26 protein-coding genes, 1 pseudogene and 1 riboswitch are annotated in these 24,720 nt (G+C 43.0%); of the genes and pseudogenes, 15 read left to right on the top strand and 12 right to left on the bottom strand.

Features of this window, described 5'->3' with window-relative positions; genetic code table 11:
* Together K2Q13_RS08900 and rlmKL are read right to left on the bottom strand one after the other, a co-directional pair.
* Positions 1–296 (bottom strand): annotated as a pseudogene (locus K2Q13_RS08900) (hypothetical protein); the annotation flags it as partial.
* A 988-nt stretch (positions 297–1,284) separates the two neighbouring features.
* A complete protein-coding gene (rlmKL, locus tag K2Q13_RS08895; protein WP_292920709.1) occupies positions 1,285–3,483 on the bottom strand; it encodes a bifunctional 23S rRNA (guanine(2069)-N(7))-methyltransferase RlmK/23S rRNA (guanine(2445)-N(2))-methyltransferase RlmL in 2,199 nt (732 codons plus the stop codon).
* A gap of 191 nt (positions 3,484–3,674) precedes the next feature.
* Here rlmKL and K2Q13_RS08890 point away from each other — a divergent pair, with 191 nt between their 5' ends.
* Positions 3,675–4,070, top strand: a complete 396-nt coding sequence (locus K2Q13_RS08890) for a hypothetical protein (protein WP_292920708.1) — start codon at positions 3,675–3,677, stop codon at positions 4,068–4,070.
* Between the two features lie 74 nt (positions 4,071–4,144).
* On the top strand, positions 4,145–5,026 hold the full coding sequence (locus K2Q13_RS08885; protein WP_292920707.1) for an alpha/beta hydrolase: 882 nt from the start codon (positions 4,145–4,147) through the stop codon (positions 5,024–5,026).
* A gap of 598 nt (positions 5,027–5,624) precedes the next feature.
* On the opposite strand, the gene K2Q13_RS08880 is transcribed toward K2Q13_RS08885, so the two are convergent.
* A complete protein-coding gene (locus K2Q13_RS08880; RefSeq protein WP_292920706.1) occupies positions 5,625–6,626 on the bottom strand; it encodes a zinc-binding dehydrogenase in 1,002 nt (333 codons plus the stop codon).
* Between the two features lie 80 nt (positions 6,627–6,706).
* Positions 6,707–6,943, bottom strand: coding sequence for a DUF465 domain-containing protein (locus tag K2Q13_RS08875; RefSeq protein WP_292920705.1), 237 nt, complete (start codon positions 6,941–6,943; stop codon positions 6,707–6,709).
* Positions 6,944–7,253: 310 nt separating this feature from the next.
* Here K2Q13_RS08875 and ccmA point away from each other — a divergent pair, with 310 nt between their 5' ends.
* The 10 genes from ccmA (at position 7,254) to K2Q13_RS08825 (ending at position 15,063) form a co-directional block, all read left to right on the top strand.
* Entirely contained in the window at positions 7,254–7,868 is a 615-nt protein-coding gene (gene ccmA, locus K2Q13_RS08870) for a cytochrome c biogenesis heme-transporting ATPase CcmA (protein ID WP_292920704.1), read from the top strand.
* A gap of 1 nt (position 7,869) precedes the next feature.
* Positions 7,870–8,529 (top strand): heme exporter protein CcmB, encoded by a 660-nt coding sequence (ccmB, locus tag K2Q13_RS08865; RefSeq protein WP_292920703.1) that lies wholly within the window; start codon positions 7,870–7,872, stop codon positions 8,527–8,529.
* Between the two features lie 162 nt (positions 8,530–8,691).
* Positions 8,692–9,435, top strand: coding sequence for a heme ABC transporter permease CcmC (ccmC, locus tag K2Q13_RS08860; RefSeq protein WP_292920702.1), 744 nt, complete (start codon positions 8,692–8,694; stop codon positions 9,433–9,435).
* Positions 9,436–9,467: 32 nt separating this feature from the next.
* The gene (gene ccmD, locus K2Q13_RS08855; RefSeq protein ID WP_292920710.1) at positions 9,468–9,632 is read left to right on the top strand and encodes a heme exporter protein CcmD; all 165 of its coding nucleotides are present in this window, start codon (positions 9,468–9,470) and stop codon (positions 9,630–9,632) included.
* Complete coding sequence (gene ccmE / locus K2Q13_RS08850) at positions 9,616–10,065, top strand: cytochrome c maturation protein CcmE (protein ID WP_292920701.1); 450 nt, start codon at positions 9,616–9,618, stop codon at positions 10,063–10,065. Before ccmD ends, ccmE begins: the two co-directional genes overlap by 17 nt.
* An 83-nt stretch (positions 10,066–10,148) precedes the next feature.
* Positions 10,149–12,203, top strand: a complete 2,055-nt coding sequence (locus tag K2Q13_RS08845; RefSeq protein ID WP_292920700.1) for a heme lyase CcmF/NrfE family subunit — start codon at positions 10,149–10,151, stop codon at positions 12,201–12,203.
* The gene (locus K2Q13_RS08840; protein ID WP_292920699.1) at positions 12,200–12,730 is read left to right on the top strand and encodes a DsbE family thiol:disulfide interchange protein; all 531 of its coding nucleotides are present in this window, start codon (positions 12,200–12,202) and stop codon (positions 12,728–12,730) included. Before K2Q13_RS08845 ends, K2Q13_RS08840 begins: the two co-directional genes overlap by 4 nt.
* 34 nt (positions 12,731–12,764) lie before the next feature.
* A complete protein-coding gene (locus K2Q13_RS08835) occupies positions 12,765–13,265 on the top strand; it encodes a cytochrome c-type biogenesis protein (RefSeq protein WP_292920698.1) in 501 nt (166 codons plus the stop codon).
* Positions 13,262–14,590: a c-type cytochrome biogenesis protein CcmI gene (ccmI, locus tag K2Q13_RS08830; protein WP_292920697.1), complete on the top strand. Its 1,329-nt coding sequence runs from the start codon at positions 13,262–13,264 to the stop codon at positions 14,588–14,590. Before K2Q13_RS08835 ends, ccmI begins: the two co-directional genes overlap by 4 nt.
* 2 nt (positions 14,591–14,592) lie before the next feature.
* Positions 14,593–15,063 carry a peroxiredoxin gene (locus K2Q13_RS08825; RefSeq protein WP_292920696.1) on the top strand — a complete coding sequence of 157 codons (471 nt, stop codon included), beginning with the start codon at positions 14,593–14,595 and terminating at the stop codon, positions 15,061–15,063.
* 51 nt (positions 15,064–15,114) lie between these two features.
* On the opposite strand, the gene cobO is transcribed toward K2Q13_RS08825, so the two are convergent.
* The 7 genes from cobO to K2Q13_RS08790 all read right to left on the bottom strand — a co-directional run bounded on the left by cobO (position 15,115) and on the right by K2Q13_RS08790 (position 19,939).
* Entirely contained in the window at positions 15,115–15,720 is a 606-nt protein-coding gene (gene cobO, locus K2Q13_RS08820; protein ID WP_292920695.1) for a cob(I)yrinic acid a,c-diamide adenosyltransferase, read from the bottom strand.
* A gap of 4 nt (positions 15,721–15,724) precedes the next feature.
* Complete coding sequence (locus tag K2Q13_RS08815; RefSeq protein ID WP_292920694.1) at positions 15,725–16,303, bottom strand: hypothetical protein; 579 nt, start codon at positions 16,301–16,303, stop codon at positions 15,725–15,727.
* A 14-nt stretch (positions 16,304–16,317) separates the two neighbouring features.
* Positions 16,318–18,171, bottom strand: coding sequence for a TonB-dependent vitamin B12 receptor (btuB, locus tag K2Q13_RS08810; RefSeq protein ID WP_292920693.1), 1,854 nt, complete (start codon positions 18,169–18,171; stop codon positions 16,318–16,320).
* Positions 18,172–18,307: 136 nt separating this feature from the next.
* A riboswitch (cobalamin riboswitch) is annotated at positions 18,308–18,527 on the bottom strand.
* Positions 18,528–18,595: 68 nt separating this feature from the next.
* The gene (locus K2Q13_RS08805) at positions 18,596–19,225 is read right to left on the bottom strand and encodes a hypothetical protein (protein WP_292920692.1); all 630 of its coding nucleotides are present in this window, start codon (positions 19,223–19,225) and stop codon (positions 18,596–18,598) included.
* A gap of 35 nt (positions 19,226–19,260) precedes the next feature.
* Positions 19,261–19,482 (bottom strand): hypothetical protein, encoded by a 222-nt coding sequence (locus K2Q13_RS08800; protein ID WP_292920691.1) that lies wholly within the window; start codon positions 19,480–19,482, stop codon positions 19,261–19,263.
* 6 nt (positions 19,483–19,488) lie between these two features.
* The gene (locus K2Q13_RS08795) at positions 19,489–19,647 is read right to left on the bottom strand and encodes a hypothetical protein (protein ID WP_292920690.1); all 159 of its coding nucleotides are present in this window, start codon (positions 19,645–19,647) and stop codon (positions 19,489–19,491) included.
* A 19-nt stretch (positions 19,648–19,666) separates the two neighbouring features.
* Positions 19,667–19,939 (bottom strand): hypothetical protein, encoded by a 273-nt coding sequence (locus tag K2Q13_RS08790; protein ID WP_292920689.1) that lies wholly within the window; start codon positions 19,937–19,939, stop codon positions 19,667–19,669.
* Between the two features lie 239 nt (positions 19,940–20,178).
* Here K2Q13_RS08790 and K2Q13_RS08785 point away from each other — a divergent pair, with 239 nt between their 5' ends.
* A complete protein-coding gene (locus tag K2Q13_RS08785) occupies positions 20,179–21,603 on the top strand; it encodes a glutamate--cysteine ligase (protein WP_292920688.1) in 1,425 nt (474 codons plus the stop codon).
* Between the two features lie 2 nt (positions 21,604–21,605).
* A complete protein-coding gene (locus K2Q13_RS08780) occupies positions 21,606–22,625 on the top strand; it encodes a M14 family metallopeptidase (protein WP_292920687.1) in 1,020 nt (339 codons plus the stop codon).
* A gap of 62 nt (positions 22,626–22,687) precedes the next feature.
* Here K2Q13_RS08780 and K2Q13_RS08775 read toward each other — a convergent pair whose 3' ends face one another.
* Entirely contained in the window at positions 22,688–23,803 is a 1,116-nt protein-coding gene (locus K2Q13_RS08775; RefSeq protein WP_292920686.1) for a transglutaminase domain-containing protein, read from the bottom strand.
* A 91-nt stretch (positions 23,804–23,894) separates the two neighbouring features.
* Between K2Q13_RS08775 and K2Q13_RS08770 the strand changes: the two genes are divergently transcribed.
* Complete coding sequence (locus tag K2Q13_RS08770; RefSeq protein WP_292920685.1) at positions 23,895–24,608, top strand: dienelactone hydrolase family protein; 714 nt, start codon at positions 23,895–23,897, stop codon at positions 24,606–24,608.
* Positions 24,609–24,720 lie beyond the last annotated feature (112 nt).

The raw sequence follows: 24,720 nt of genomic DNA, 5'->3' as shown, positions 1-24,720 counted from the left end.
CTATAGTTTGGTGAAACACGAACACCAATCTCTGAGTAAACATTGTCCAACCCATTTGGGAGTCTGGTCCAAGTCGTACCGCCATCGGTGGATCGCAGAATGTTGGTATATTGATCTGAGGTCAATTCTCCATCGGTGGCCAAGAAGACCGTATTATCATTGGCAAAATTAGGCGAAATGCCTAATCCATATACCATGTCGTGTGGATTATGGGCATGAATGTTATTGTTAATGACGCAAAGCAAGATGAAAAATGTAAAAAATGTTACTTTACGCTGAAAAAAACTAATTTTCATTCTCTAGTACCTCTAGTTAAAAATAGTAAATAGTAATATGCGTTATTTCTGGATAATTGCATTTGCTTGATGATGAGTGATAACGCTTAAGATTTTTAGCTAACTTTAGATTATTAATACGCTTCTTGTCGTCAAATTTGAGCGATTATCTAAGATGCCAGATCTTATTTACTAAGGGTTAGTGTGAATGCTGTCTTATTGATTGATTGTTTGACAACTCTAAAAATTTCTTAGCTTCCTGTTGGAATATTATTAAATTGTATATTATAAAATGTTGGAATCCTAATCACTGCTAGTAGTATTCATTGTAAACATTCGACATTCATAACTGCGATTATATAAATTGTATGCTGCTTAACACTGATTAACATGAAAAAATCATAGTCTTGTAGTTTTAAATTTAGTTAGTAGTGTCTCTGGATTCGAGAGTTAATGTATAAGAACTCTTTGGACGGCCAATACCCCATAATAGTTTTTTTTAATCTATTTTTACTCACATCATATCTTGCGAGCAAGTTTGCACGTAAGGAAATTATGTTTGCTCGATTAATTGTAGATGCATCCATTTATAAAATTAATCTCTTCCGGATTTAATTCCCCGCCCTTTGGGGCGAATGCTGGTTGAAAACCAGCAGATTGAAGAGCGAAGTTAATACTCCGCTGCTTGCGGCGGAGTGCTTTATTGGCAGCAGAAATACCGGAAGCTAATGGAATATTTATAAATTTCGCACCGGCGTATGCTGTGAGCTAAGAAAAGATAAAGAGATACAGGATATTGCAAAGCTACAAGGTAATGCTGAAAATACTTTCCAATATTCGTATTTGTCATTCCAAGTGAAATGAGGAATCTCATGGAGTCAATAGCATAGATTCTTCGTCATGCTTGAAATAAGCAGTTACCTAGAGATTCCCTAATCAGCTCTTGGCTTTCATGCGGTAGTACTTCGTTCTGAGGAAATTCAACTGATTTCACATGCATGTTGAATGTTTAGCGAGAGATTCTCCAGCAATAATGTATCTTGGCATCGCGCGAAAAATCCTCGGGGATCATCGCTGCGCTGATATCTTCAATGATCAAATCGCTTAATCTCTCTTTGTCTAATTTAAAACGACGGAAGTTGGTCGAGAAATACAATGTTCCGCCTGGTGCCAGTAAGGCGATGGAGTTGCGGATCAGCACGACGTGGTTTTTCTGGAGGTCGAAGATTTCATCCATTTTCTTGGAATTGGAAAAAGTGGGAGGATCGAGAAAGATAAAATCAAATAGCAGTTTGTGCTTTGCTTGAGCCTGTTGTGTCAACCAGTCCGTGCAATTAGCCCGAATCAGCTGGTGTTTGTCGTTGCTGATGCCATTGAGTTGAAAATTTCGCTTGGCCCAATCCAAATAAGTGTTAGACATATCCACCGTGATGCTCGATTCCGCACCGCCGATCGCTGCATGCACTGTGGCGCTACCGGTATATGCGAATAAGTTTAAGAAACGTTTACCCTTGGCTTGTTGTTGAATCAGCAAACGCATTGGACGATGATCGAGAAACAGTCCGGTATCTAGATAGTCCTCAAAATTCACCCAGAATTTGCAACCGCCTTCTTGCACGACATGAAAGCGACGGGAATCGCCCTGCTTTTCATATTGATCTGTGTTTTTCTGTTTTCGGCGTATTTTTAAAAACACTTGCTCGGGAGGAATTTTCAGTGCCTTGGGTATTTCTGCCATTATTCCGGCCAGTCGCTGATTAGCCTTGATGGGGTCAATCGATTTGGGAGACTCATATTCCTGGACGTTGACCCAGGTTAGTTCGCCTTGATAAACATCCACGGCCACCGCGTATTCTGGTAGATCGGCATCGTACAGTCGGTAGCAATGTACTTGATTCTGCTTGATCCATTTGGTCAGTTTTTTTATATTCTTGCGCAGGCGGTTTGCGAACATTTCCGCCTGGCTGTCGAGTTGCTCGGCCTGGGCACGGCGGTTGATAAATTCAATGCGTTCCTGCTGAGATTTGGTTTTAGGTTCAAAAAAAGATTTTTCCTCAATGGTGAATCGCAACAATTTGCACTCCAGCGCACCATTGAATAGCGTTATCGGTTTGTGCGAGCGTATTCCCAATCTGAAACCAAGCTCTGGATTGCCGATAATGATTGCTGCTTGCCAGCTGGTAAAATGTTGCTTCAATACCTCTCCAAATTCGCGGTATAACATTCCGGTTTGTTCTTCATCGCCGAGACGTTCGCCATACGGCGGATTGCAGGCAATCAATCCTTTTGGCCAACTTATCGCCGCAGATGCATCCGCGATATCACGCTTCTCGATGTGAATCTTGCCTGACAATCCTGCGTTTTCAATATGCTGCAATGCGGCATTGACGCTATCGCGATCCTGATCAAAACCAACGATCACCGGCAATCTGACTAGGCCCACCGCACGGCGCTGCTGCGCTTCTTTCAAAATGTTTTGCCACAGCGCAGCATCGTGCTGCTTCCAACCTAGGAAACCGTAATAATCGCGTTGCAAACCCGGTGCGATATCACCTGCTATCAGCGCACCTTCTATCAACAGCGTACCAGAACCGCACATTGGATCGAGTAGTGAATGGCCTTGCCGGGCGATTTCCGGCCAACCTGCTCGTAGCAAAATCGCAGCTGCAAGATTTTCCTTGAGTGGCGCTGCAATATTAATGTCACGATATCCACGTTTATGAGAGCTTTCGCCGGATAAATCCAAACTCAATTGTGCAATTTCGTTATGCAGATAGACATTGACACGAATGCTGGGATATTCGGTATCGACATTAGGTCGACTACCAAACTTGGCACGAATTTGATCGACGATAGCATCTTTTACTCTAAGCGCACCAAAGTGTGTGTTATCGATTGTCGGATTATTTTTGCTGCTGAATGATACCGCTAAGCTGTCATTAGTGCCCAAATGCTCGGACCAGTCGATGCGTTGGACGCCATCATAAAGATCTTGCTGGGATTTAACCTCGAAACTACTGAGCAATAATAAAACGCGGTTGGCAGTACGCAACCATAAGCAGGCTTGGTAGGCCAGAGTCAAATCACCCTGAAAAGACACACCAGCCAATTTCTGGTGTATATCTTGCCCACCGAGGGCGCTGATTTCGTTAGCGAGAATGCCTTCCATCGCTTTTGGCGTGGTGGCGAAGAGTTGGTATTGCGTCATAATTTGTAACTGATTATGGAGTAACCGCGTAGGATACTCGAATGTTTGGTCGTCGCGCAGTTTTTTGCTTAATCTCTGACCTGTATTTGAAAGAAATTGAATTTCTTTTTAAACATCGCCGTGATAATCTTTATGTATAGTTGCTTTTAGATCCACTGAAACTTCCTGAGCCTCTTGGTTGAAAAGGAGCAATGATGGATAGACTGGGACTTCCAATTGTTTTGCTGGCAGCTTTATGGGGAGCTGTAAACACGACACTGAGTTTTTTTCAAACCATTAATGCGCGGCGTGATTTGATATTTGAGTTGATTGATGAGTGCGGATACTGTGCCGAGAAAACATTGGGGCCGATAGAAATCTATTTTACCAATCTTCTGCCCCTTACCATTGGAAATATCATCTTTCTTGGTTTGATTAGTTATGTAATCTTATCAATTCCGCGCCACATGAAGATTGAAAATACTGCAGAAGCTGAGCATTTAAAAATAGCCTGTCGGGTTATTGCGGTGCTTCCTATTTTCGGAGCAATTTCTTTTGCTGCTGGCGGTATATTTGATCTGGTCATTCTTATTCGGTCTTTTAATTGATGAGGAATCCTCTAATTAGAGTTTTCGTTTTTGCCTTTCTGTCTGTGAATTTTAGTCTTAGCGGCTGTGCAGTCATGGACAAAGATATTCCGGGTTGGCCACAATATCGTAATTCAGGGGCAATTAGTGAACTGCAACTGGCGTCTAAAAGCTACGGCAAAGGCGATCCGGTGCTTCTAATTCACGGTTTCGGCGCCAGTAGTTATAGCTGGCGACACGTTATTGAACCTTTGGCGCAGAAATACCGTGTAATCACTATTGATCTGAAAGGTTTTGGCGAATCACCCAAACCGCGTGATGGCGCATACTCTGTTTATGAGCAGGCAAGATTGGTAAGGAATTTTATCCTCGAAAACGATCTGAAGAATTTTCATATTATCGGTCATTCTTATGGTGGCGGAGTAGCGCTGGCCACATCGTTATATTTGGTTTCATCGCATCCGAATCTACAGCGTAGCCTGGTGTTGATAGACAGCATTGCCTACCCACAAGAATTACCAGGGTTCGTGAAAATATTGGCTACTCCGGTATTGGGGCCGCTAGTGATTTATGCTATTCCAAATTCCATCCAGGTGAAAAGCCTGCTGAAGAAAGTGTATTTTAACGATGCTTTGATTCCGCAAAGTGCCATCGACCACTATGCCAAAAATCTCAGTAAGCCCAATGCAAAGTACGCAACGCTCACCAGTGTGCGGCAGATGCTGCCAGCAGATTTACAACAATTTTCAGAAAACTATGCCAGTTTGACTCTCCCTACATTAATCATATGGAGCAGGGATGACGAAATTGTTCCATTGGCAATTGGCGAGCGTCTACATGAGAATCTGTCCAACTCAAAACTGGTTGTCCTTAGCGGTGTTGGCCATGCTGTTCAAGAAGAAGAGCCATCACTGGTATTACCTTACTTGCAGGAATTTTTGGATAAAGACGCGCATCATGCACAGTCTGGATTGTAATTGTAGCCGAGGAGAAAGATTAGCTTATTGTTCATCATAAAGTTAAAGCCACCGGTTTTAGGCGGTGGTTGTTTTGTCAGTTTTTACTCGGGATATGTGCTTTAGCATATGCAAATATTTCTTGACATTAAAAATCGTCCACAATTCTAGCAAGATATAATAAGTACTAGAAGTAACTTGATGTCAAGCTGAAGAATATCTCGTAACCATATGATAAATGTTACATAATAATAGTGTTAAATTATTAATCAATCCAAGAAAAACCCTTAGAAATATTCGAGTTAGCCAGCCAAACAGAGAGTTGTTCACAAAGTTATCCACAGAAATTGTGGGTAATTGATGAAACTTTATGGCAAATAAAGCAATAACTCGAGAAAAGAGAACTGCAAATTATACTGAGATCTTTGCGCGGACAAAAGCTCATTGAGAAGGGCAAAGATCTCCAGTGGTGGGCGGAATTCGAAAACCAGAGCGGTTAATGGTGGACTGGGTATTACCTGTGAGAGTTACTGTCATTCTTTGCGTATCCCATTGCCCCACTTTTTCATGATTTTACGTTTAAGTGCTTGTCCACATTTCTAGAGAAACTTCATTTATTCTATGAATTAACTGTAAGTATGAGTTTCCCAATGAATTGGTTTTGTTCAAGAAAGCGCTGTGCTGCAGCAGCATCTGCCAGCGCAAAAGTACGCGCAATTTCCACCTGTAATTTATGGGCATCAAACAATGTCGCGCATTGTCGCAGTATTTCGCCTTGATGGCGCTTCGCGTCTTCCAGTTCGAGCAAAACTGGTGTCAACATTAGTTCAAGACTGAAGCGGACATTGCGCGCACGAGCCTCTCCCCAGTCAGTATCCGGTGCGGATTGTAGAATGGTTACAACGTCACCGTAGGGCTTGACGCAACGAAAACAGCTTTGTAGAATTTTCGGTCCTACGGTATCGAGCACAATATCCACGCCATTATTGTTTGTCCAGTGCAATACCTCTGCAACTACGTCCTGTGTGCGGTAATTGATGATCAGATCTGCACCTAGGCGTTTTGCGAAATTTACTTTTTCTTCAGTGCTTACTGTGGTGATGACGCGGGCTCCGGCTAGTTTGGCCAATTGAATAGCGGCATGACCAACGCCACCAGCACCGGCATGAATTAATACAGTTTGATTCTGAGTGATGCGTGCACGATCATGCAATGCTTCCCACGCGGTAATAAAAACCAATGGTGCAGCAGCAGCCTGCTCGAAGGTAAGCGAACACGGTTTTAATGCAAGTAAATTGGCGTCGACATGCACGTATTCGGCATAAGTGCCTTGGCGATTGTTAAAGCCGGGTTGTGAAAAATAAACTTCATCGCCAGGTCTGAATTCATTCACTCGCATTCCTACTGCTTCTACAATACCAGCTCCGTCGCATCCTGGTATTACTGGAAAAGTGACCGAAAATTGTTCAGGGGCTGCCCGAATTTTGCAGTCGATTGGATTGATGCCGATTGCTTTGATGCGAACTAGAACTTGATTTTCATCGCAATGACTGGACAGTGCAATATCTCCAAAACACAGAATATCCGCTGAACCACCTGTGTCAAAATAAACTGCTTTCATCTTTTGCTCCGACAGTATGGTTGATTGCTAGAGGCCTATAAAAAACTATGGTTCTTAAAAATTAATGCCGAGTATTAACATTAATTATTGGTAATCATGCCGTAGAGTTTATCTTTATGTAATAGGCGCTTCTTTTTCAATTCTTCCAGATACTCGTCAGTGGTGTTTTTGACACCTTCTTCGATTCTGAGAATTTCGCGATTGATATCATGATATTCGTCAAACAGTCGGGCGAAGTGACTATCATTGGTTTTTAATTCATGAATGCGATCGTAATACTCAGGGAACTCATGATGTAAATCATGTTTTTCTATCATGGCTGATTCCTTATTAGATATATGGACGTAAAATTATAAGTTTTTGACTGCGGAGATTATAAATATTTAGTGAATTGCTGTACTTTTTTCGAATCATTCACATTTTATACACGTGATTTAAAGTTTACTGATATGCAATTAGACTTTGCAAGCTATCTTTTAATAAATAAATTTTGAATTGAAAGCATCGAATTAAGCTACAGTTCTGCTAAAACCAAGAATATTCGAAGTTACATAGATTCTTTTGAGTAAGCGGACTCAACTTCGATGCGCTATAATTTTATGTTTATGTTACCGAAAGGTTCAAGCAATGTTGCAGGGGATTAATCTTGCCTGTGTTCGCGGTGATCGCGAACTATTCAAAGATATCAATTTTTCTCTCGAAGCCGGTAGTTTGCTGCAAGTTCGTGGTCCTAATGGCAGTGGCAAGACCAGCTTATTGCGTATGCTATGTGGGTTGTCAAATCCTGCTGCTGGTGAAATTCTCTGGCGTGGTACTTCTATCCAATCGCTAAATGGAGATTATTTTGCTGCAGTCACCTATATTGGTCATTTGAGCGGCACCAAAGATGATTTAACGGTTATTGAGAATTTGCGCATTTCAAGTGCGTTGGCAGGTTCAGAAATTAGTATTAGTCAGGCCAGTGATGCGCTGAAGCATATGGGGCTGAGAGGGAGGGAAGCTTTGCCCGTTAAGGTTTTATCGCAAGGACAGCGTCGTCGCGTTGCTTTAGCGCGATTACTGGTCTGTAGTACCACATTGTGGATCCTCGATGAGCCATTAGTTGCGCTAGATGTTATGGCTGTTAAATTGATTCAAAAATTACTGGAGCAGCATTTGCAAAGAGGTGGCGTGATCGTGATGACAACACATCAGGAAATTGAGGTGACGGCAACATCAATAACGCAGTTGCATTTGGCTTAATATGTTTATGTGGATAATTAAACGCGATTTATTATTGGCAATGAGGCGTCAATCAGATGTGTTGACTACATTGTTTTTTTTCATCATCGTAGTGAGCCTGTTTCCTCTAAGTGTTGGACCCGAAATGAATATGTTGCGTACGATGGCACCCGGTGTAGTTTGGGTCGCAGCTTTATTGGCTTCGATGTTATCGCTGGGAAGAATGTTTTCAAATGATTATGTTGATGGCACATTGGAACAGATGCTGTTATCACCTCAGTCACTATCGCTGTTAGTACTTGGTAAGGCGTTTGCACATTGGTTGGTAACTGGAGTGCCATTGGTTTTAATGGCACCAGTATTGGGTATTCAGTACGATTTGCCAACTGATGCATTACTTGTTTTAACAGCGGCTTTATTATTAGGGACGCCGGTTTTAAGCTTGATTGGAGCAATCGGTGCGGCATTGACTTTAGGATTACGAGGAGGGGGGGTGCTCGTTTCGCTGTTGGTGTTACCGCTTTATATTCCTGTGCTGATTTTTGGTGCTGGCGCGGTTGAGGCCAATATGGCAGGGGTCGCGTTTGATGCGCATTTATCATTGATTGGCGCATTTCTATTAGTATCGATTGTATTTGCGCCTTGGGCTGCTGCTTCGTCCTTGCGAGTTTCTTTAGAATAACTGAGATATTTTTTTGAGTTTGTTTCAATATCTCGAGATTAATTGAGGGTAATTTATTACACCTTTTATATAATTTCTGATTTTTTGGTATAAAATTACTGACCCCCCAAATTGGGGATAGTTGAGGGATGAAAATTAACATGAAGAATTTTAATATTAAATATGGCGATTAATTGGTTCAAGTACTCTTCTCCTGCTAGCTTTTATTTGTTGGCGGGAAAAATGGTTCCGGTATTTGTTTTTATTTCGGTAATGTTGTTGATAGTAGGGCTTTATGTCGGTTTTTTTGTTGCGCCAACCGATTTTCAGCAAGGTGAAGCTTATCGGATTATTTTCATACACGTACCTGCGGCATGGATGTCAATGTTTCTATATGTCGTGATGGCATTTTGGGCGGGTATCGGATTGGCTTTTAATACAAGATTGTCCTCTATGTTTGCAACTGCAATTGCGCCAACAGGAGCCATGTTTACTTTTATTGCGCTATGGACTGGTGCGTTATGGGGCAAGCCTATGTGGGGAACGTGGTGGGTATGGGATGCGCGATTGACTTCTGAGTTAATCTTGTTTTTTCTTTATATTGGTTTTATGTCCTTACAAGCAGCAATTGACGATCCGCGACGTGCTGATAAAGCGGGCGCAATCATTGCTTTGGTCGGTGTTATTAATATACCGATTATTTATTTTTCAGTGCAGTGGTGGAATACCTTACATCAAGGTGCATCGGTAAGCCTTAATCAAGCACCTGCGATGGCGACGACTATGTTGACCGGTATGCTAATTATGGTGTTAGCTAGCTGGATGTACTCCATCGCAGTAATATTAAAGCGTGCACGCGTTATCATTCTTGAGCGAGAAAGCCATACAGCCTGGGTAGCGGAACTGCATAAGAAAGGAGCTATATAGTGATTTGGTCAAGTTGGTCAGAGTTTTTCTCAATGGGAGGATATGGACTCTATGTTTGGGGATCATATGTTGTGACTTTCATGTGTATAGCAGGTGAAATCCTGTTAATTTCAAATCGTCGACGAACTTTAGAAAAACAATATAGTCACATCGAAGACTTAGATAATAATGAGACAAAAAATGAAACCACGTCATAAGAAGCTTGTAATGATAGCCTCTGGAGTTACTGCATTAGGAGTTGCAGCAATTTTGGTATTGAATGCTTTTCAAAGTAATTTGGTGTTTTTCTTCAGTCCGTCTCAAGTTATTGCGAATGAAGCGCCAATTGGTAAAAGTTTTCGCATTGGTGGATTGGTCGCAGAAGGTAGTGTTAAACGTGATGATGGGTCGACTACAGTGCATTTTGCTGTGACAGATACAGCAGAAACAATACCTGTCGTATATACAGGCATTTTGCCTGACTTATTTCGAGAAGGTAAGGGTGTTGTCGCACAAGGAAAAATATCCGATGCAGGTATTTTTTTGGCTGATGAAGTTCTTGCCAAGCACGATGAAAATTATATGCCGCCTGAAGCTGCCGAAGCCCTAGAGAGGGCTGCTAAAGCACAAAGAGCATCTCTAGCGCAATAAAGTTTTCTCAGAGAAGTTAATCTTCTCTGGGAGGTTCAATTTTTAATCCTGAATAATTTTTAATTTTTTAAATAAATAAAATCATGATTCCAGAAATTGGTAATTTTTCTTTAATACTTGCTCTCCTCTTAGCCACTTTACAAGGAACGTTACCTATTATAGGTGCGGCACGTGGTATTCCTTCTTGGATAGCATTGGCAAAACCAGTCGTTCAAGGGCAATTTGTATTTGTACTGATTGCATTCTTTTGTTTGGCATATTCCTTTATCAGTAGTGATTTTTCTGTTCTGAACGTAGCCAATAATTCGAATACCGAATTGCCATTTCATTTTCGATTAGCAGCAACGTGGGGATCTCATGAAGGCTCCTTATTATTATGGGTTTTGATGCTTGCTAGTTGGTCTGTTGCGGTCAGTGTTTTTAGCAAGCAGTTACCGGATGATGTCGTTGCAAGAGTCATTGGAGTTTTAGGTCTTGTTAGTATTGGTTTTTTGGTATTCATGTTATTTACCTCAAATCCTTTTGATCGTCTATTACCCGCTGCAGCGGAAGGAAGTGATTTGAATCCTCTGTTGCAAGATTTTGGTATGGTAGTGCATCCACCTATGCTCTATATGGGATATGTTGGGTTTTCTGTTGCTTTTGCTTTTGCTATTGCTGCATTATTGAGTGGAAAGCTGGATGCGACGTGGGCGCGTTGGTCACGACCGTGGACGATTATTGCTTGGGTATTTCTAACGATTGGGATTATGCTCGGTAGCTGGTGGGCGTATTATGAATTAGGTTGGGGTGGTTGGTGGTTTTGGGATCCAGTGGAGAACGCATCGTTTCTACCGTGGCTGGTCGGTACGGCTTTAGTCCATTCGCTGGCGGCTACTGAAAAACGGGGTAGTTTCAAAAGTTGGACAGTCTTATTGGCAATTAGTACATTTGCGCTGAGCTTGCTAGGAACATTTTTAGTGCGCTCAGGAGTTTTAACTTCTGTTCACGCATTTGCAACCGATCCTGCGCGTGGTGTATTTATTCTCGCTTTTCTTGTGATTGTGATTAGTTGTGCTTTGTTATTGTTTGCATGGCGTGCGCCAAAGGTAGGCTTAGGAGGTAAATTTGATTTACTCTCGCGCGAATCAATGCTGTTGGCCAACAATATATTGTTGCTAGTTGCAGCGGCAAGCGTGTTGCTAGGAACGCTTTACCCATTGATTATCGATGCTCTTGGCTTGGGTAAGCTATCGGTAGGCCCTCCATTCTTTGAAGCGGTTTTTGTGCCTATCATGACACCAGCAATTTTCTTGATTGGTATTGGGCCTATTTCACGTTGGAAGCAGATGAGTTTGCCTGCGTTAGCTATTCGGTTACGCTGGGCGTTTGGGATTAGTGTGGTTTCTGCTCTGATTACACCATTTTTTATGGGCGAATGGAAGCCAATGGTGAGTTTTGGCTTATTGTTAGCATTCTGGATTATTGTTTGCGCATTTGTTAATGTAAAACATCGTCTGAATAACTCTGGTGAGGGTAATTTATTGACTAAGCTATCTAAACAGTCAAGAAGTTATTACGGAATGCATTGCGCACATATTGGAGTGGCGATATTTATTATTGGCGTAACGTTAGTAAACAGTTATGAAACTGAGAAAGATGTGCGTATGGAAATTGGTAGTAAAGTGACCGTTGGCGGTTATGTTTTTCAGTTTAATGGTACCAGTGATGTTGTCGGCCCAAACTATAAAGCAGTCAGAGGTGAAATCTCTGTTCTCAAAGATGACCAATTTGTTCGCAATTTATATCCAGAAAAGCGCACCTATAATGCTTCGGGTATGGCAATGACTGAGGCGGCGATCGACACAGGTTTTTTTCGTGATCTTTATGTTGCTCTAGGTGAGCCTCTATCTAATGGTGCCTGGGTGGTTCGTGCTTATCATAAGCCGTTTGTCGATTGGATATGGTTTGGGTGTATATTGATGGCAATGGGTGGTATTACTTCAATCACCGATCGTCGTTATCGTCTGAAGATTATCAAAAAGGAATCTACAGCTGCGCGCGTTGCTGAACCAGAAAAGCAAGCGGAAGGTACTCCTGCAGCAGTTGCATCTGCAACAACTAAAGTTGAGTTGGCTACGGAGACAACTAAAGTATGATGCGGTATTTGATGCCCTTAGCTATTTTCATGGTGTTAGCAGTTTTTTTGCTAATTGGTTTGACATTAAATCCTCGGCAGGTACCTTCACCGCTGATAGATAAACCGGCACCAAAATTTCAGCTCAACCAACTGCATGAGCCAGATAAAATAATGTCTTCAGAGGATAATCTCGGCAAGGTTTGGATGCTTAATGTGTGGGCGTCTTGGTGTGTTGCATGTCGAGACGAGCATCCTTTGTTGGTGCAATTAGCAAATTCGGGAATTATTCCAATTTACGGTCTCAATTACAAGGATGAACGTAATACAGCATTGCAATGGTTAAAACGTTATGGCGACCCTTATGCTATAAGTATTGTAGATACTGATGGAAAAGTTGGAATTAATTATGGTGTTTATGGTGTTCCGGAAACTTATGTAATCGATAAGGAAGGAATTATCAGGCATAAGCAAATTGGGCCGGTTACGGTAGACTCACTAGAAAAAACAATTCTTCCTCTAATTAAAGAATTACAAAATCAGGCATAAAAGCTTGTAAGTTAAATGTAAGGGTTTATTCTTCATGATGCGTCAATTCAGTGATGTAGTGAAAGTTACTATTTTTGTTTTTGTACTGTTCTCAATTTTCCCACTTAGCACATGGGCAAAAGAAGCTATACCTGTCGCTGAAGATCCAGAGATTGAAAAAAGAATGCTGGCATTGACCGTAGACTTACGCTGCTTGGTTTGTCAGAATGAGTCCATTGCAGACTCCAGAGCGGAATTTTCAAATGACATTCGTCGTGAAATTCGCGAGCAAATAAAGGACAACAAAACGGATAAAGAGATTGTGCAGTTTTTAGTCGATCGATATGGGGATTTTGTTCTTTATAATCCCCCTATGAAGCCGACAACAGTCCTATTATGGTTTGGCCCGGCTATTTTGTTTTCGATCGGATTAGGTTCGTTGATTGTTTATTTGAAGCGTCGACGTTTACAAATAGAAGATGTATCGCTTTCGCAAGAGCAGCTTAAAGAAGCGGAAGCATTACTGAATGAGGATAAAAAAGGTAAGAACGTATGACGGCTTTTTGGATTATTTCTGGAATTTTCATTGTTACAGCACTATTATTTATTATTCCAACGCTATTACGGAATAAAGACACTCAGCTTAAAAACTTAGAGAACGATGCGGTTAACATTACGGTTTATCGTGATCAGCTCGTTGAGCTCGATAAAGACTTGGAAAACGATATCTTAAGTCAAGAACAATATGACAAGAGCAAGCAGGAGCTGCAGCAACGTATGTTGCAGGATGTTACTAAACATGAAGAAGTAGTTATTCAGAAAAATAAAAAAATTTATAATATTGCGCTTTCAACGGTGATTGCGCTGATGTTACCACTAGGCGCAGTTTTTCTGTATTTAAACATCGGTGATACGCGCGGATTGTTGCCGCAGGAACAGCTTGCCAGTGCAACACAAATGAATCGTGGCGGCGGCGGTGGCGAAGATCTTGCAGGTCATGATTTCTCGGCTGCGCTGGAAACTCTAATTGCTCGGCTGAGTAATAATCCAGAGGATATCGAAGGTTGGGTAATGCTGGGTCGTACCTACACAGCAATGGAACGCTATACTGAAGCTAGTAATACGTACGCAAAACTGGCGGAATTGGTGCCTAGTAATCCACAAATTTTGAGTGACTATGCCCGTGTGTTGGGACTTAAGAATCAAGGAACTCTGGCTGGAAAACCGACCGAATTGCTTTATGAGGCGCTTAGGATTGATCCAGAATTTCCGCCAGCTTTAGCACTTGCAGGTCATGCGGAATTTGAACAAGAAAAATACAATGAAGCCTCGGCACATTGGGAAAAACTGCTGGAGACTATACCTCCTGATTCTCCGCTGGCAAAATCTGTCAAGGATAGTATTGCTGAAGCCAAACTATTGTCTTCAGGCGGGAAAGAGGGTGCTTCAGAACAGTCAATTGTAGTGAATGAATCAGCGACGCAAACAGATATTAAGCCAGTTAATAATGCTGCGGTTGATACAACAGAAACAATTTCGCTTTCAGTTTCTGGACAGGTAAACATTAAACCTGAATTGGCTACAAAAGCGGCACCTAACGATACTCTATTTATTTATGCGCGAGCGAGTACGGGACCTAAGATGCCTTTGGCGATACTGCGCTTGAAAGCAAGTGATCTTCCAGCAGCCTTTACATTGACAGACGATATGGCAATGATGCCTACAATGAAAATGTCCAGTTTTCCAGAAATTGTTATTGAAGCAAGAATTTCTAAATCTGGACAAGCTGTTCCTTCGAATGGCGATCTACAAGGGTTTAGCAAACCAATTAAGCTTGGCAGCAATGATGTTGAAATAGTAATTGATAAACAAGTACCATAAAAATGCCGGAAATTGATCTTACAGTAGAGGATTTCATATTACCTTCGACTGGCGATAAAGAATTTTCGCTGGCCAATTGTATGGGTAAAAATATAATTATCTATTTTTATCCAAAAGATGATACGCCGGGATGTACACTCGAGGGTCAAAATTTTCGCGATAATTGGAACCTATTTACAGAAATGAATTGCATTATCGTTGGTGTATCTCGCGATAGTATCAGGTCGCATGAAGGCTTTAAAGCTAAAATGCAGTTTCCATTTGAATTACTAAGTGATGCAGACGAGAAAGTGTGTGATTTGTTTGGTGTAATGAAAATGAAGAATATGTATGGCAAACAAGTTCGCGGCATAGAGCGAAGTACTTTTGTAATTGACACACAAGGTATTTTGAGAAAAGAATGGCGTGGAGTTAAAGTACCTGGGCATGTACAAGAAGTTTTAGACTTTGTTAATACACTTAGTCAGCAATAACTCATTCACTAGAGACTTCCTATAGGGTTAGTGGTGCAAGAGAGCACGTTTTTATAGATCGATACCTTTCTGTGCCTGGATACCGGCACGAAAAGCATGTTTAACATCGGCCATTTCAGTGACCGTATCTGCCATTTCACATAACGCGTCAGGCGCAGCCCGTCCGGTAATGACAACATGCTGCATGCTCGGGCGATTTCTCAGATCGTTTAGCACGGCGGCTATATCCAGCCAGCCAAATTTAAGCGGATAGGTCAATTCGTCAAGTACGATCAATTTTATTGACGAATCGCACAGCATTTTCTGCACGATTACCCAGCCGCGTTGCGCAGTTTCGGTGTCTCTCTCAAGGTTCTGCGTGTCCCAAGTGAAGCCCTCACCCAATACATGCCAGATGACATTATCTTGTTTGCTGAAGAATGCTTCTTCGCCTGTATCCGAACGGCCTTTGATAAATTGCGCAACGCCTACCCGCATACCATGTCCGAGTGCTCGTGCGAGCATGCCAAAGGCCGAACTGGATTTGCCTTTGCCGTTTCCTGTTAGAATCAGTAGTAAGCCTTGTTCACGATTCGCGCGTGCTATTGCCTCATCAATAACTTCTTTTTTACGTTGCATACGTGTACGATAACGCTTTGTGTGGTCAGATTCGACCATGTTGTTACCCTGTGGTTTTGTTTGGATTGAATTGCTGAGAGATCAACGTAAATAGCGTGTGAATTAAGACAGCGATACCCAGGTAAAACACGAATGTCTCGATATAGAGAGGTAAGTATTTGATCAGTTGGTTGCCGAATTCATTGAGATTTGTTTCTGTAATGTGGCCGGAAAAGAAATAAAAACCACCACTAGAGAATAGTCCGCATAAGATTAAACCGACGATGACACTGATAGAAAGTGGCATTAGAGTGCTTGATGCGAACTGATATCGTTGGGTGTACCAGCGACCAGCCAACCATAAGGAAGCGTACGCGGGTAACAGAAATACATAGGCCGGAGTCAAACAATAATCACTCACACCTCCCCAGTTAGTCGCAGCAAAGTCAAGCCACCAACTTAGCGCAAAGAAGCCTAATAATGGCCATGTGGAAGGCAGATACACGCCCGCAAGAAAGAAAATGGCCCAGGAAGCATCCGCCAGATTATGTGTGGAGGCAAAATGATGGCTACGGGTAAGTATCATCAAAGATACCAGCAATAATCCAATTGCTATTTGACTGCGAGTAGATATAGTCAACATAATTGACTCCTTAATTAAGGTTGATAACGTACCATGGCAAAGAAATTCCGCCCGGGCTGATTATAGAATGCTGCTGTTTCATAGCGTTCATTAAATAAGTTTTCAATACGCCCCTGCAAACGCCAATGTCTATTAAAGATATATTCAGCGCGAAGATCAAATTTAACATAGCTGTCCAATTTGCGGGTATTGGCGAGATTATCATAGCGCTGACCTTCGACCAATAGCATCGCACCCATTGCGTACTGACCGAACTGGCGATCTGCATCGACTCGGAATGATTGTTCGGCGCGCCGTGGTAATATATTACCGCGATTTAGCCCGGACGAACGATCTTCTGGATTCAGGAGTGTCAGGTTAGTATTGAATTGCCAGCCTTTGATCTGTGTGCTGAATATACCTTCAAATCCGCGGATACGCGCTTTGTCAATATTAACCGGTGCAAAAGTTTCGGCATCAAATGCGATCAGATGTTTAATATGGGTTTCAAACAGATTTAACGACCAATTGCCCCAATCAGTTTTGCCACGAATGCCAAATTCATAGCTGCGCGAATCCTCCGGGCGCAGATTAGGGTTGCTAGAGAAGGGATAATACAACTCGTTAAACGTTGGAGCTTTAAAGGCGCTGCCGAAATTGAAGAGTAAACGGGTGTTTTCCGTAAGCGGGTAGCCCCAGCCAGCTCCGCCTGTCACTCGACTGCCAAATTGCTGATTATCATCATGCCGCAATGACAGCTGGAAATCATGTTTAGCAATAGTGGCTTGATGTTGTGCAAAAACACCCCAGTTGTTACGCGAATGTACGGTAAACGCTTCGGTGCTTTTGACATGGTCTTTCTGATAATCCATGCCGATAGTCAGCAAGTGATTGGGATTCACGGTGAAGTCATTTAGCACTGAAATGGTATCGCGTATGGTATTAAATCGGTTTTGAAATGTCGTGCCAAGCGCAGCAGTATTAAGAAAATTGTCCGAATCCTCCCTGCTACGGCCACCAATCAGATTAATGCGCCAGAAATCTAACGGGGAGTATCGTGCTGTACCACCCAGAACCTGCTGCATTAATACGGCTTTGTTGGCGAAACTGCCATCAAATTGCGAATTTCCGGCAGATTGCATAAAACTGCCATCGATTTCTAGTCCATTCTGAAAACGATACCCAGCGCGCGCAGAACCGGCGACATTGCGATAGCCATCCCGATCGGGTTGAGGTTCATTAATAAAGCAGCCAGCACTGCTAGAACCGTTACAGGCATTAAATCCTTGGGTTCCAATACCGCTGGCAGTCATATTAAACCAGCCTTGTTTGCCGCCATACGACAAACCTGTGGAGCCTTCCAGTGTGCCGAAGCTGCCGCCGCCAAAACCAAAATTTTGCTTCAATCCGGTACCATCACCTTTGCGTGTAAAAATATGAATGACACCACCGATTGCCTCTGAACCATAAAGACTGGAGCGCGGGCCGCGTACAATTTCAATGCGATCAATCTGTTCAATCGGAATGTTTTCAAACGCAGTCGTGCCAGACGTGGCGGATCCAACCTTGATGTTGTCGATCATCACTAGAACATGATCCGACTCGGTACCCCGCATTTGAACAAAGGTTGCTTTACCGGCCCCGCCCTGATTGACTACGTTAACACCTGGCACACCACGAAATAAGTCCTGAATTGAGCGTGCTTGTTGACGCTCAATGTCCTTGCGGGTAATTACCGTTACCGAAGCTAGCGCAGCATCGGCAGTCTGCGCTGTGCGTGTTGCCGTGACAATAACTGGCTTCTCCTGGTGATCCGCATTGGCTGCGAATATTGATGTGGTGATACCCAACCATAGCGCGATCAGTGCCGGAAAGCGATATTTTTGCATGATCTGATTCCTTCGCGCACACCCGCGCGTTGTCAAATTTAAAAATAAAGGAATGCAGAGAAGAATCGGAAAATGGACAAACAGAACAGCTTGTAGGGAAGCTAATCGTAATGCCACTGATTGCCCTCCGCAACACCGTAGTATGTTTACTTTAGGCCGGTCTCCGGACTCATGAGCGGAATAAATTCCACATCTGCGCCTTCCCGTGTTGTGGCACAGTGGCATAAAGCAGATGGTTTACTCATTTACCGTTGCGGGGGCAGTGCTGGCATTGCTCGAAGTTATTCAGAGCGCACCAGCTTCCCGTTTAACCTTTAAGAAAAGCACTTGCAGGCACCTAAAATGTGAGGACGGAACTTACCTGACCTGTAGCAGATGTGTCAAGGAAATTGGTGGATTATTCATACATCGCAGCAACCTGTTTTCAATTAAGCAGTTCAAATTGTTTGAGTTCGAATGTCAGGTTTGACTGCTCAGGTACTTGCTGTAGCTTAACAAAATAGGTGAATATTTGACCGTTGGCATCGGTAATATTGACAAAGGTAAGATTGAGCTTACCAGAGGACTGATCGAAGGTGGCGCTATCGTCACGAAAGCGATCGGCTAATATCTCAGCATCCATTAGCTCAAAGCGCATCGGATCGCTCCCTGGAACATGCTGCAAGCGAGCGCGATAAATAGTGCTTCCGCCATCCGCCAGAAAGACGTTGATTGCAGGTATTTCGAGTAAATTACCTTTAAAGCTGGCGTTGGGAATCAGTTTGTACACCGCGCCCGTGGTTCCAAAAGGCGTGCCTGTGGTATTGCCTAGCACATAGAGTTCGCCATCGCCATCTTGTCCGAAACCAAGCACCCAAAAACCGGGTTGATCGCGATCGGTCAAGTCTAATTCCAGAATTTTACTACCATCAGAATAAAAAATCCGACCATCGCTATTGCCGGTTCTGGCGGTATCGCCAAATACATATTTTCCTTGCAGGGCAGGGATGGCATTGCCGCGATAGACAAATCCGCCAATGATGGCGATGCCTTCGTCATGATCATATTGAATCACCGGGTCGATGAAGTTCCCTGCTACGGTGCCGTCGGTTACAAATACAGCGCGCCGCCATTGTGATTGAATTGAGGTTGATCAATGGTCAATAATGCACGAGTCTCTTGTACTGCGAGATCCGGGTCAATATTGGAGAAATTGAATTTCCATTCTCGGATGACCGAGCGATGATTGGGGCTGGCACCAGTTGGTATGGTGGAGAAATCACTGGTTTCCCCGGCGGATTCTGAAGTATAAGTATACAAAATTTCATTCACGGCATACTAAGGATGAAAAGCAAAGCCGAGAAAACCGCGTTCGTCAAATGAATCATTACCAGAAATTCCCAATGGATCTAGCAAGCCGGAGAAATCCATAAAAAACTTATCGCCACTTGTCAAATCGATACGCCACAATTTTCTTGTTTGATCATTTATGTACAAGCGCTCAGAATCACATGGGTCAGAAACCGCTCAATTGGGTGCAGTCAGGCCGGTCCCAATTTTGCTTCAGCCGTAAGCGAATAGAACCTTTCGGAATTGGTTCTGGGATTGGATTATCTAAACGTTCTCCGACAGAATTTACTGAAGCTTTAGCAGTGTTTAGAGTTAATTGATTGCCGGTCCGCTGGTTGCGATGCCCAACAATAATAATAAAGTGAATATTAGATGTTGAAATTTCATTTTTAAGCCCCCCGTAGATGGAATTCAGTTTATAGTTTTTTAAGCTAACCATTTCTCGAATAACCATAAGTTAGGGTGAATACAGTGGTTTTACTATAAAAGAAAATTTTATCCTGATGTTATTATCAACATCATTGATTTGAACTATGCAGGCAGTTGTCATCAAGCGAAATCATGGGTGAGTGATCGTTTTTGACCTGATTACCAATCTTTGCTACATTGCTTTAAGGTGATGAAATTGTCATCTTACTTGTATTCGATGGATTCACACCTTTACTATGGATTTTACAGATGGGCCAAGAGATTTCCCAGACGCATTTTAATGAACAAACCTTTAAAGAATATAATCATCGTTTACAGAATGAAGCGGAATTACTGCAAACTCAATTAGCTCAAGGATATTTCTCGAATGTTGGCGAGATTTGCGGGTATGAGCTGGAATTTTGGTTGATTGACCACAATTATTTTCCGTCCCCAATTAATCAAGCTTTTCTGACCCGCCTTAACAATCCTTTGGTGGTGCCAGAGCTTTCTTGTTTCAATGCGGAACTCAATGGGATTCCTCTGCCGTTAAGTGGGGATGTGCTATCGACAATGTTCAAGGAGCTCAATCAAAATTGGCAGCAATGTCAGGAAGTTGCACATGGAATGGATAGCATGTTAATGATGGTTGGGATCTTGCCCACTGTGCGGCAAAAAGATCTGAGACTTGCGAATATGTCTGATCTTAAACGTTATCGCGCGTTAAATGAACAGGTGGTGATGCAGCGGGTTGGCCGGCCACTTCGTATTCGGATTAAGGGGCGTGAAAATCTGGATATCCATCATCCCGATGTGATGATGGAAGCTGCTGCCACATCGTTTCAGCTTCACTTGCAATGCGCTCAACGCGATGCAGTTCGTTATTTCAATGCATCCATCATAGCGGCCGGGCCTTTGCTGGCTGCGGCGGGAAACTCCCCCTTCTTGTTTGGCACCGACTTATGGGATGAAACGCGTGTACCATTATTTGAACAATCGGTCGAAATCGTTGACGAAGCAAATTTTGAAAATCATCGCGTCAGTTTTGGGCAAGATTACGCGCGAGAATCTTTGTTTGAGTGTTTTGCACATAATATTGCAACGCACCCGGTTTTGCTTCCTATGTTAATGGATACCCCGCCTCGACAGTTTGAACACCTGAGACTGCACAATGGGACCATCTGGCGTTGGATTAGGCCTTTGATTGGTTTTGATCCCGATGGTACTCCGCATTTACGCATTGAGCAGCGCGTATTACCGGCCGGTCCGACCATTGTCGACATGATGGCAAATGCGGCCTTATATTTTGGATTAGCTCGTTTCCTCGCAAGCATGAGCGATGCACCAGAGTTTCGGCTCAGTTTTAAGCAAGCGCGCACTAATTTTTATGCCGCGGCACGTGAAGGATTGCGTGCACAGATGGGATGGTGGAATGAGAGCGCCACTGATGCAAAAACACTGTTGCTGGAGGAAATTTTACCCATGGCGCGACAAGGTCTAAGGAGTTTGAAAGTTGACACAACCGATATTGATTATTATCTGGGCATTATCGAAAAGCGGACACAGTCTGGCCAAACCGGTGCTGTTTGGCAGCGAGCTTATCGTCAGAAATATCAGGCAGACAATCTGCAACTTGTTGCTGCTTATCTTGAGAGACAGCGCAGTGGTGCGCCTGTGCATGAGTGGGGAATATAAGCATGTTGACTGAGTTGAATAGTTTGCCGGAGGGTTTTCTGCAAGTTGAAGCTACAGAGCTGCATGCCATTTTACCCGGCCCAACCTTGATTCACCTTCCTGGACGTCGGGATGCACCATTATTTGTATCCATTTTGCTCCATGGCAATGAAGATAGCGGGTTGAAAGCGATACAGGAAGTATTAAGGAAATATCAAAATGCTTTTTTGCCGCGTGCACTTTCACTTTTTGTTGGCAATGTCGATGCTGCGCGACAAGGTGTGCGGCGTTTGGAAAAACAATTGGACTATAACCGAATCTGGCCAGCAGGAAGAGACGATACAGCTCCAGAACATCGCATGACGCAAAAGGTGACCGAAATAATGGCGCAGCGTGGCGTATTTGCAAGCATTGATATCCATAATAACAGTGGATTAAATCCCCACTACGCGTGTATTAATCGTTTGGATAATGCCTTTTTGCACTTGGCAACCATGTTTTCACGCATCGTTGTATATTTTACTTCTCCTAAGGGAGTTCAATCTGAAGCCTTTGCTTGCCTTTGTCCGGCAGTGACCTTGGAATGCGGGAAACCTGGAGGAAAAAGTGGCGTGGATCATGCCGCAGTTTTTGTCGAGGGCGCATTACATCTTTCTGATTTCCCAAAGCATCCAGTTGCCAAACACGATCTTGACTTGTTTCATAGTGTCGCTGTGGTTACTGTACCGGAAACTGTCAGCTTAAGCATTGGCGCTGGCGCATCCGATTTGTGTTTGGAAGAACGTATTGATCAATACAACTTTCGCGAATTAAAGACGGGCACACGGTTGGGGCGCGTGACAAATGAAAGTCTAATACCACTTTGTACCCGCAACGCAACGGATCATGATATCAGTGACTATTATTTTGAAATCAAAGCGGGAGAGTTAATAACTCGACGTCCTGTCATGCCGGCTATGCTTACGCGAGATACCAGGATTATTCGCCAAGATTGCTTATGCTATTTGATGGAACGCTTGGGAACGCTTCCCATTGAAACCTGATATGATTTTTGTAGCAGGGTCTAGTTGCTCAGGACGAAGCGTTGGCAATAATGTCAGAGTGTTTAAAACTTAACGCCCGTTCCAACAAGCTCCGCAGAAGTGATTTTGTACGAAAAATTCTCATGATCCAGATTATCTAACGAGTTTCCATCAATTTCTGCATGTGGGTACATGAAGAAAGGAAGTTTTCCAGAACTATTAGGACTAAGCGCTAGATCTTCGGCATGATTAAATGCCAGCCAATTCATTTCCCAGGCACCGAAGAATTGTTCTCTGAGTTGAACGATTTTGGGATCATCCAGTGCCAGACCACCTAGTTTTGATACTTGCAGGACATCGGACGGATTGACTGGTATCCAACCACGTCCTGCCAGAAAAAATTCCGCACGGCAATGCTGAGATTGACTGATATCACCATATTGCCCGATACTGTCATGTAAATCCGAATCGTTGATGCGGATTCCATACTGGTTTCGTGCTGGAATATTAGCTGCTTTTACAAGTGCGACAAACAACGAATTGAGATCAACGCATTTTCCATTGAGTTCACTCTTTTCGAGCATGTATGTAACATTGCCTTGCCCGCGTCCACGAGTGTTTTCATTATATTGTGTATTATCGATTATCCAGTCATAAATAGCTCTGACTTGCTCTAATGGAGTCGCGGCGTTTTTCTCCTTGATAATTGAGTGTGCAGTTTCACGCACAATGCCATTAGTTTGCTTCAATTGGGTTGGATTAATATAATTCCTGATACTATTCGGTAGTGTCGGGCTTTTATTTTCTGGGTAAAGTGTTGGATCAATAGCATGGTGAACCGTTTTGACGATGCAGTTGACAGTGACATGCCGCTGATCGCTTTGTTGCTTACCATGCCACACCGCATTAAATATCGGAAATGGATCTGCGCCTAACGTAGAAAATGAAGCTTTAGTCGCATTGCCATACCAGTTGTTACCTTGAGTAAATTGAAAAACAGTGTCTGAGTCGTTGCTGTCGGGTAATGGAAGCCATAAGTGAGCAGATTTGCCGCTAGCTGGAAGCACAATTTGGTAGGATATACGATAACTGGTCCATTTGCTGTAATCGGAAGAGAGTAATTGCGTCGCGATGGAAGGTGAAACAGAAAGCGACAGTGCACTGGTTCCGAATAGTTTTATAAAGTCTCTGCGTCTCATAGCTTCCTTTGTGCCTAACACTTAAAATTAAGTTGAGCAGATTCTATCCTATCAATTTATTATGTCAATCTGATAAGAGTTATTGTTTTACATGATAGCAAATACAACTAATTTTTTACCTGCCGTTGAGATTGAAACAAATCCGAGCCCCATTTATGCCATTATTTGGTTACATGGACTGGGTGCCGATGGGAATGACTTCGTGCCCATTGTCAATGAGCTGGAGTTATTAACCGAGAAGCCGATTCGATTTGTTTTTCCACATGCACCGGAACGTCCAGTTAGTATCAATAATGGATATATTTTGCGCGCTTGGTATGATATTTTTTCTTCTGATTTTAGTTATCATCAAGATGAGCTGGGTATCCGTGGTTCACAAGTTGCAATAACTGCCTTGATTGAAAGGGAAATGCAGCGCGGTATATTAGCAAAAAATATTTTTCTGGCAGGATTTTCTCAAGGAGGAGCCCTGGCATTGCATGTCGGGTTACGTCATCCTTTACCATTGGGTGGGGTTGTCGCATTATCATGCTACTTGCCGCTTGCTGAAACTTTTGCGGCAGAGGCCAGTGTAATGAATGCTGCGATACCCATATTCATGGCGCATGGTAATTCTGATAGGGTAATCCCTATCGCAAATGCGATTGCTTCGAAAGAAAAGTTATGCGCCGCTAATTATCGAATCGAGTGGCATGAGTATCCAATGGCACACTCCGTGTGTGGGGAGGAAGTTGTCGATATCAGTAATTGGTTACAGCGCGTCATGAATGATGGTTATCAGGATGCAGATCAAAGCCAAGTTTGAATGCATCCGTAAAACCGAACATAGATCATAATATTATCGCTGTGATTGGCTGAATCCCAAAATGCAATCAGGTATACTTAACAAGCTGTTGGAAAACGTTCTCAAAGAAATC

Origin of the sequence: Nitrosomonas sp. (assembly GCF_019752095.1) — a bacterium.
Lineage (GTDB): Bacteria > Pseudomonadota > Gammaproteobacteria > Burkholderiales > Nitrosomonadaceae > Nitrosomonas.
Note: the sequence above shows the minus strand (reverse complement) of the source record. Positions and strands in the feature narration are given on the sequence as shown.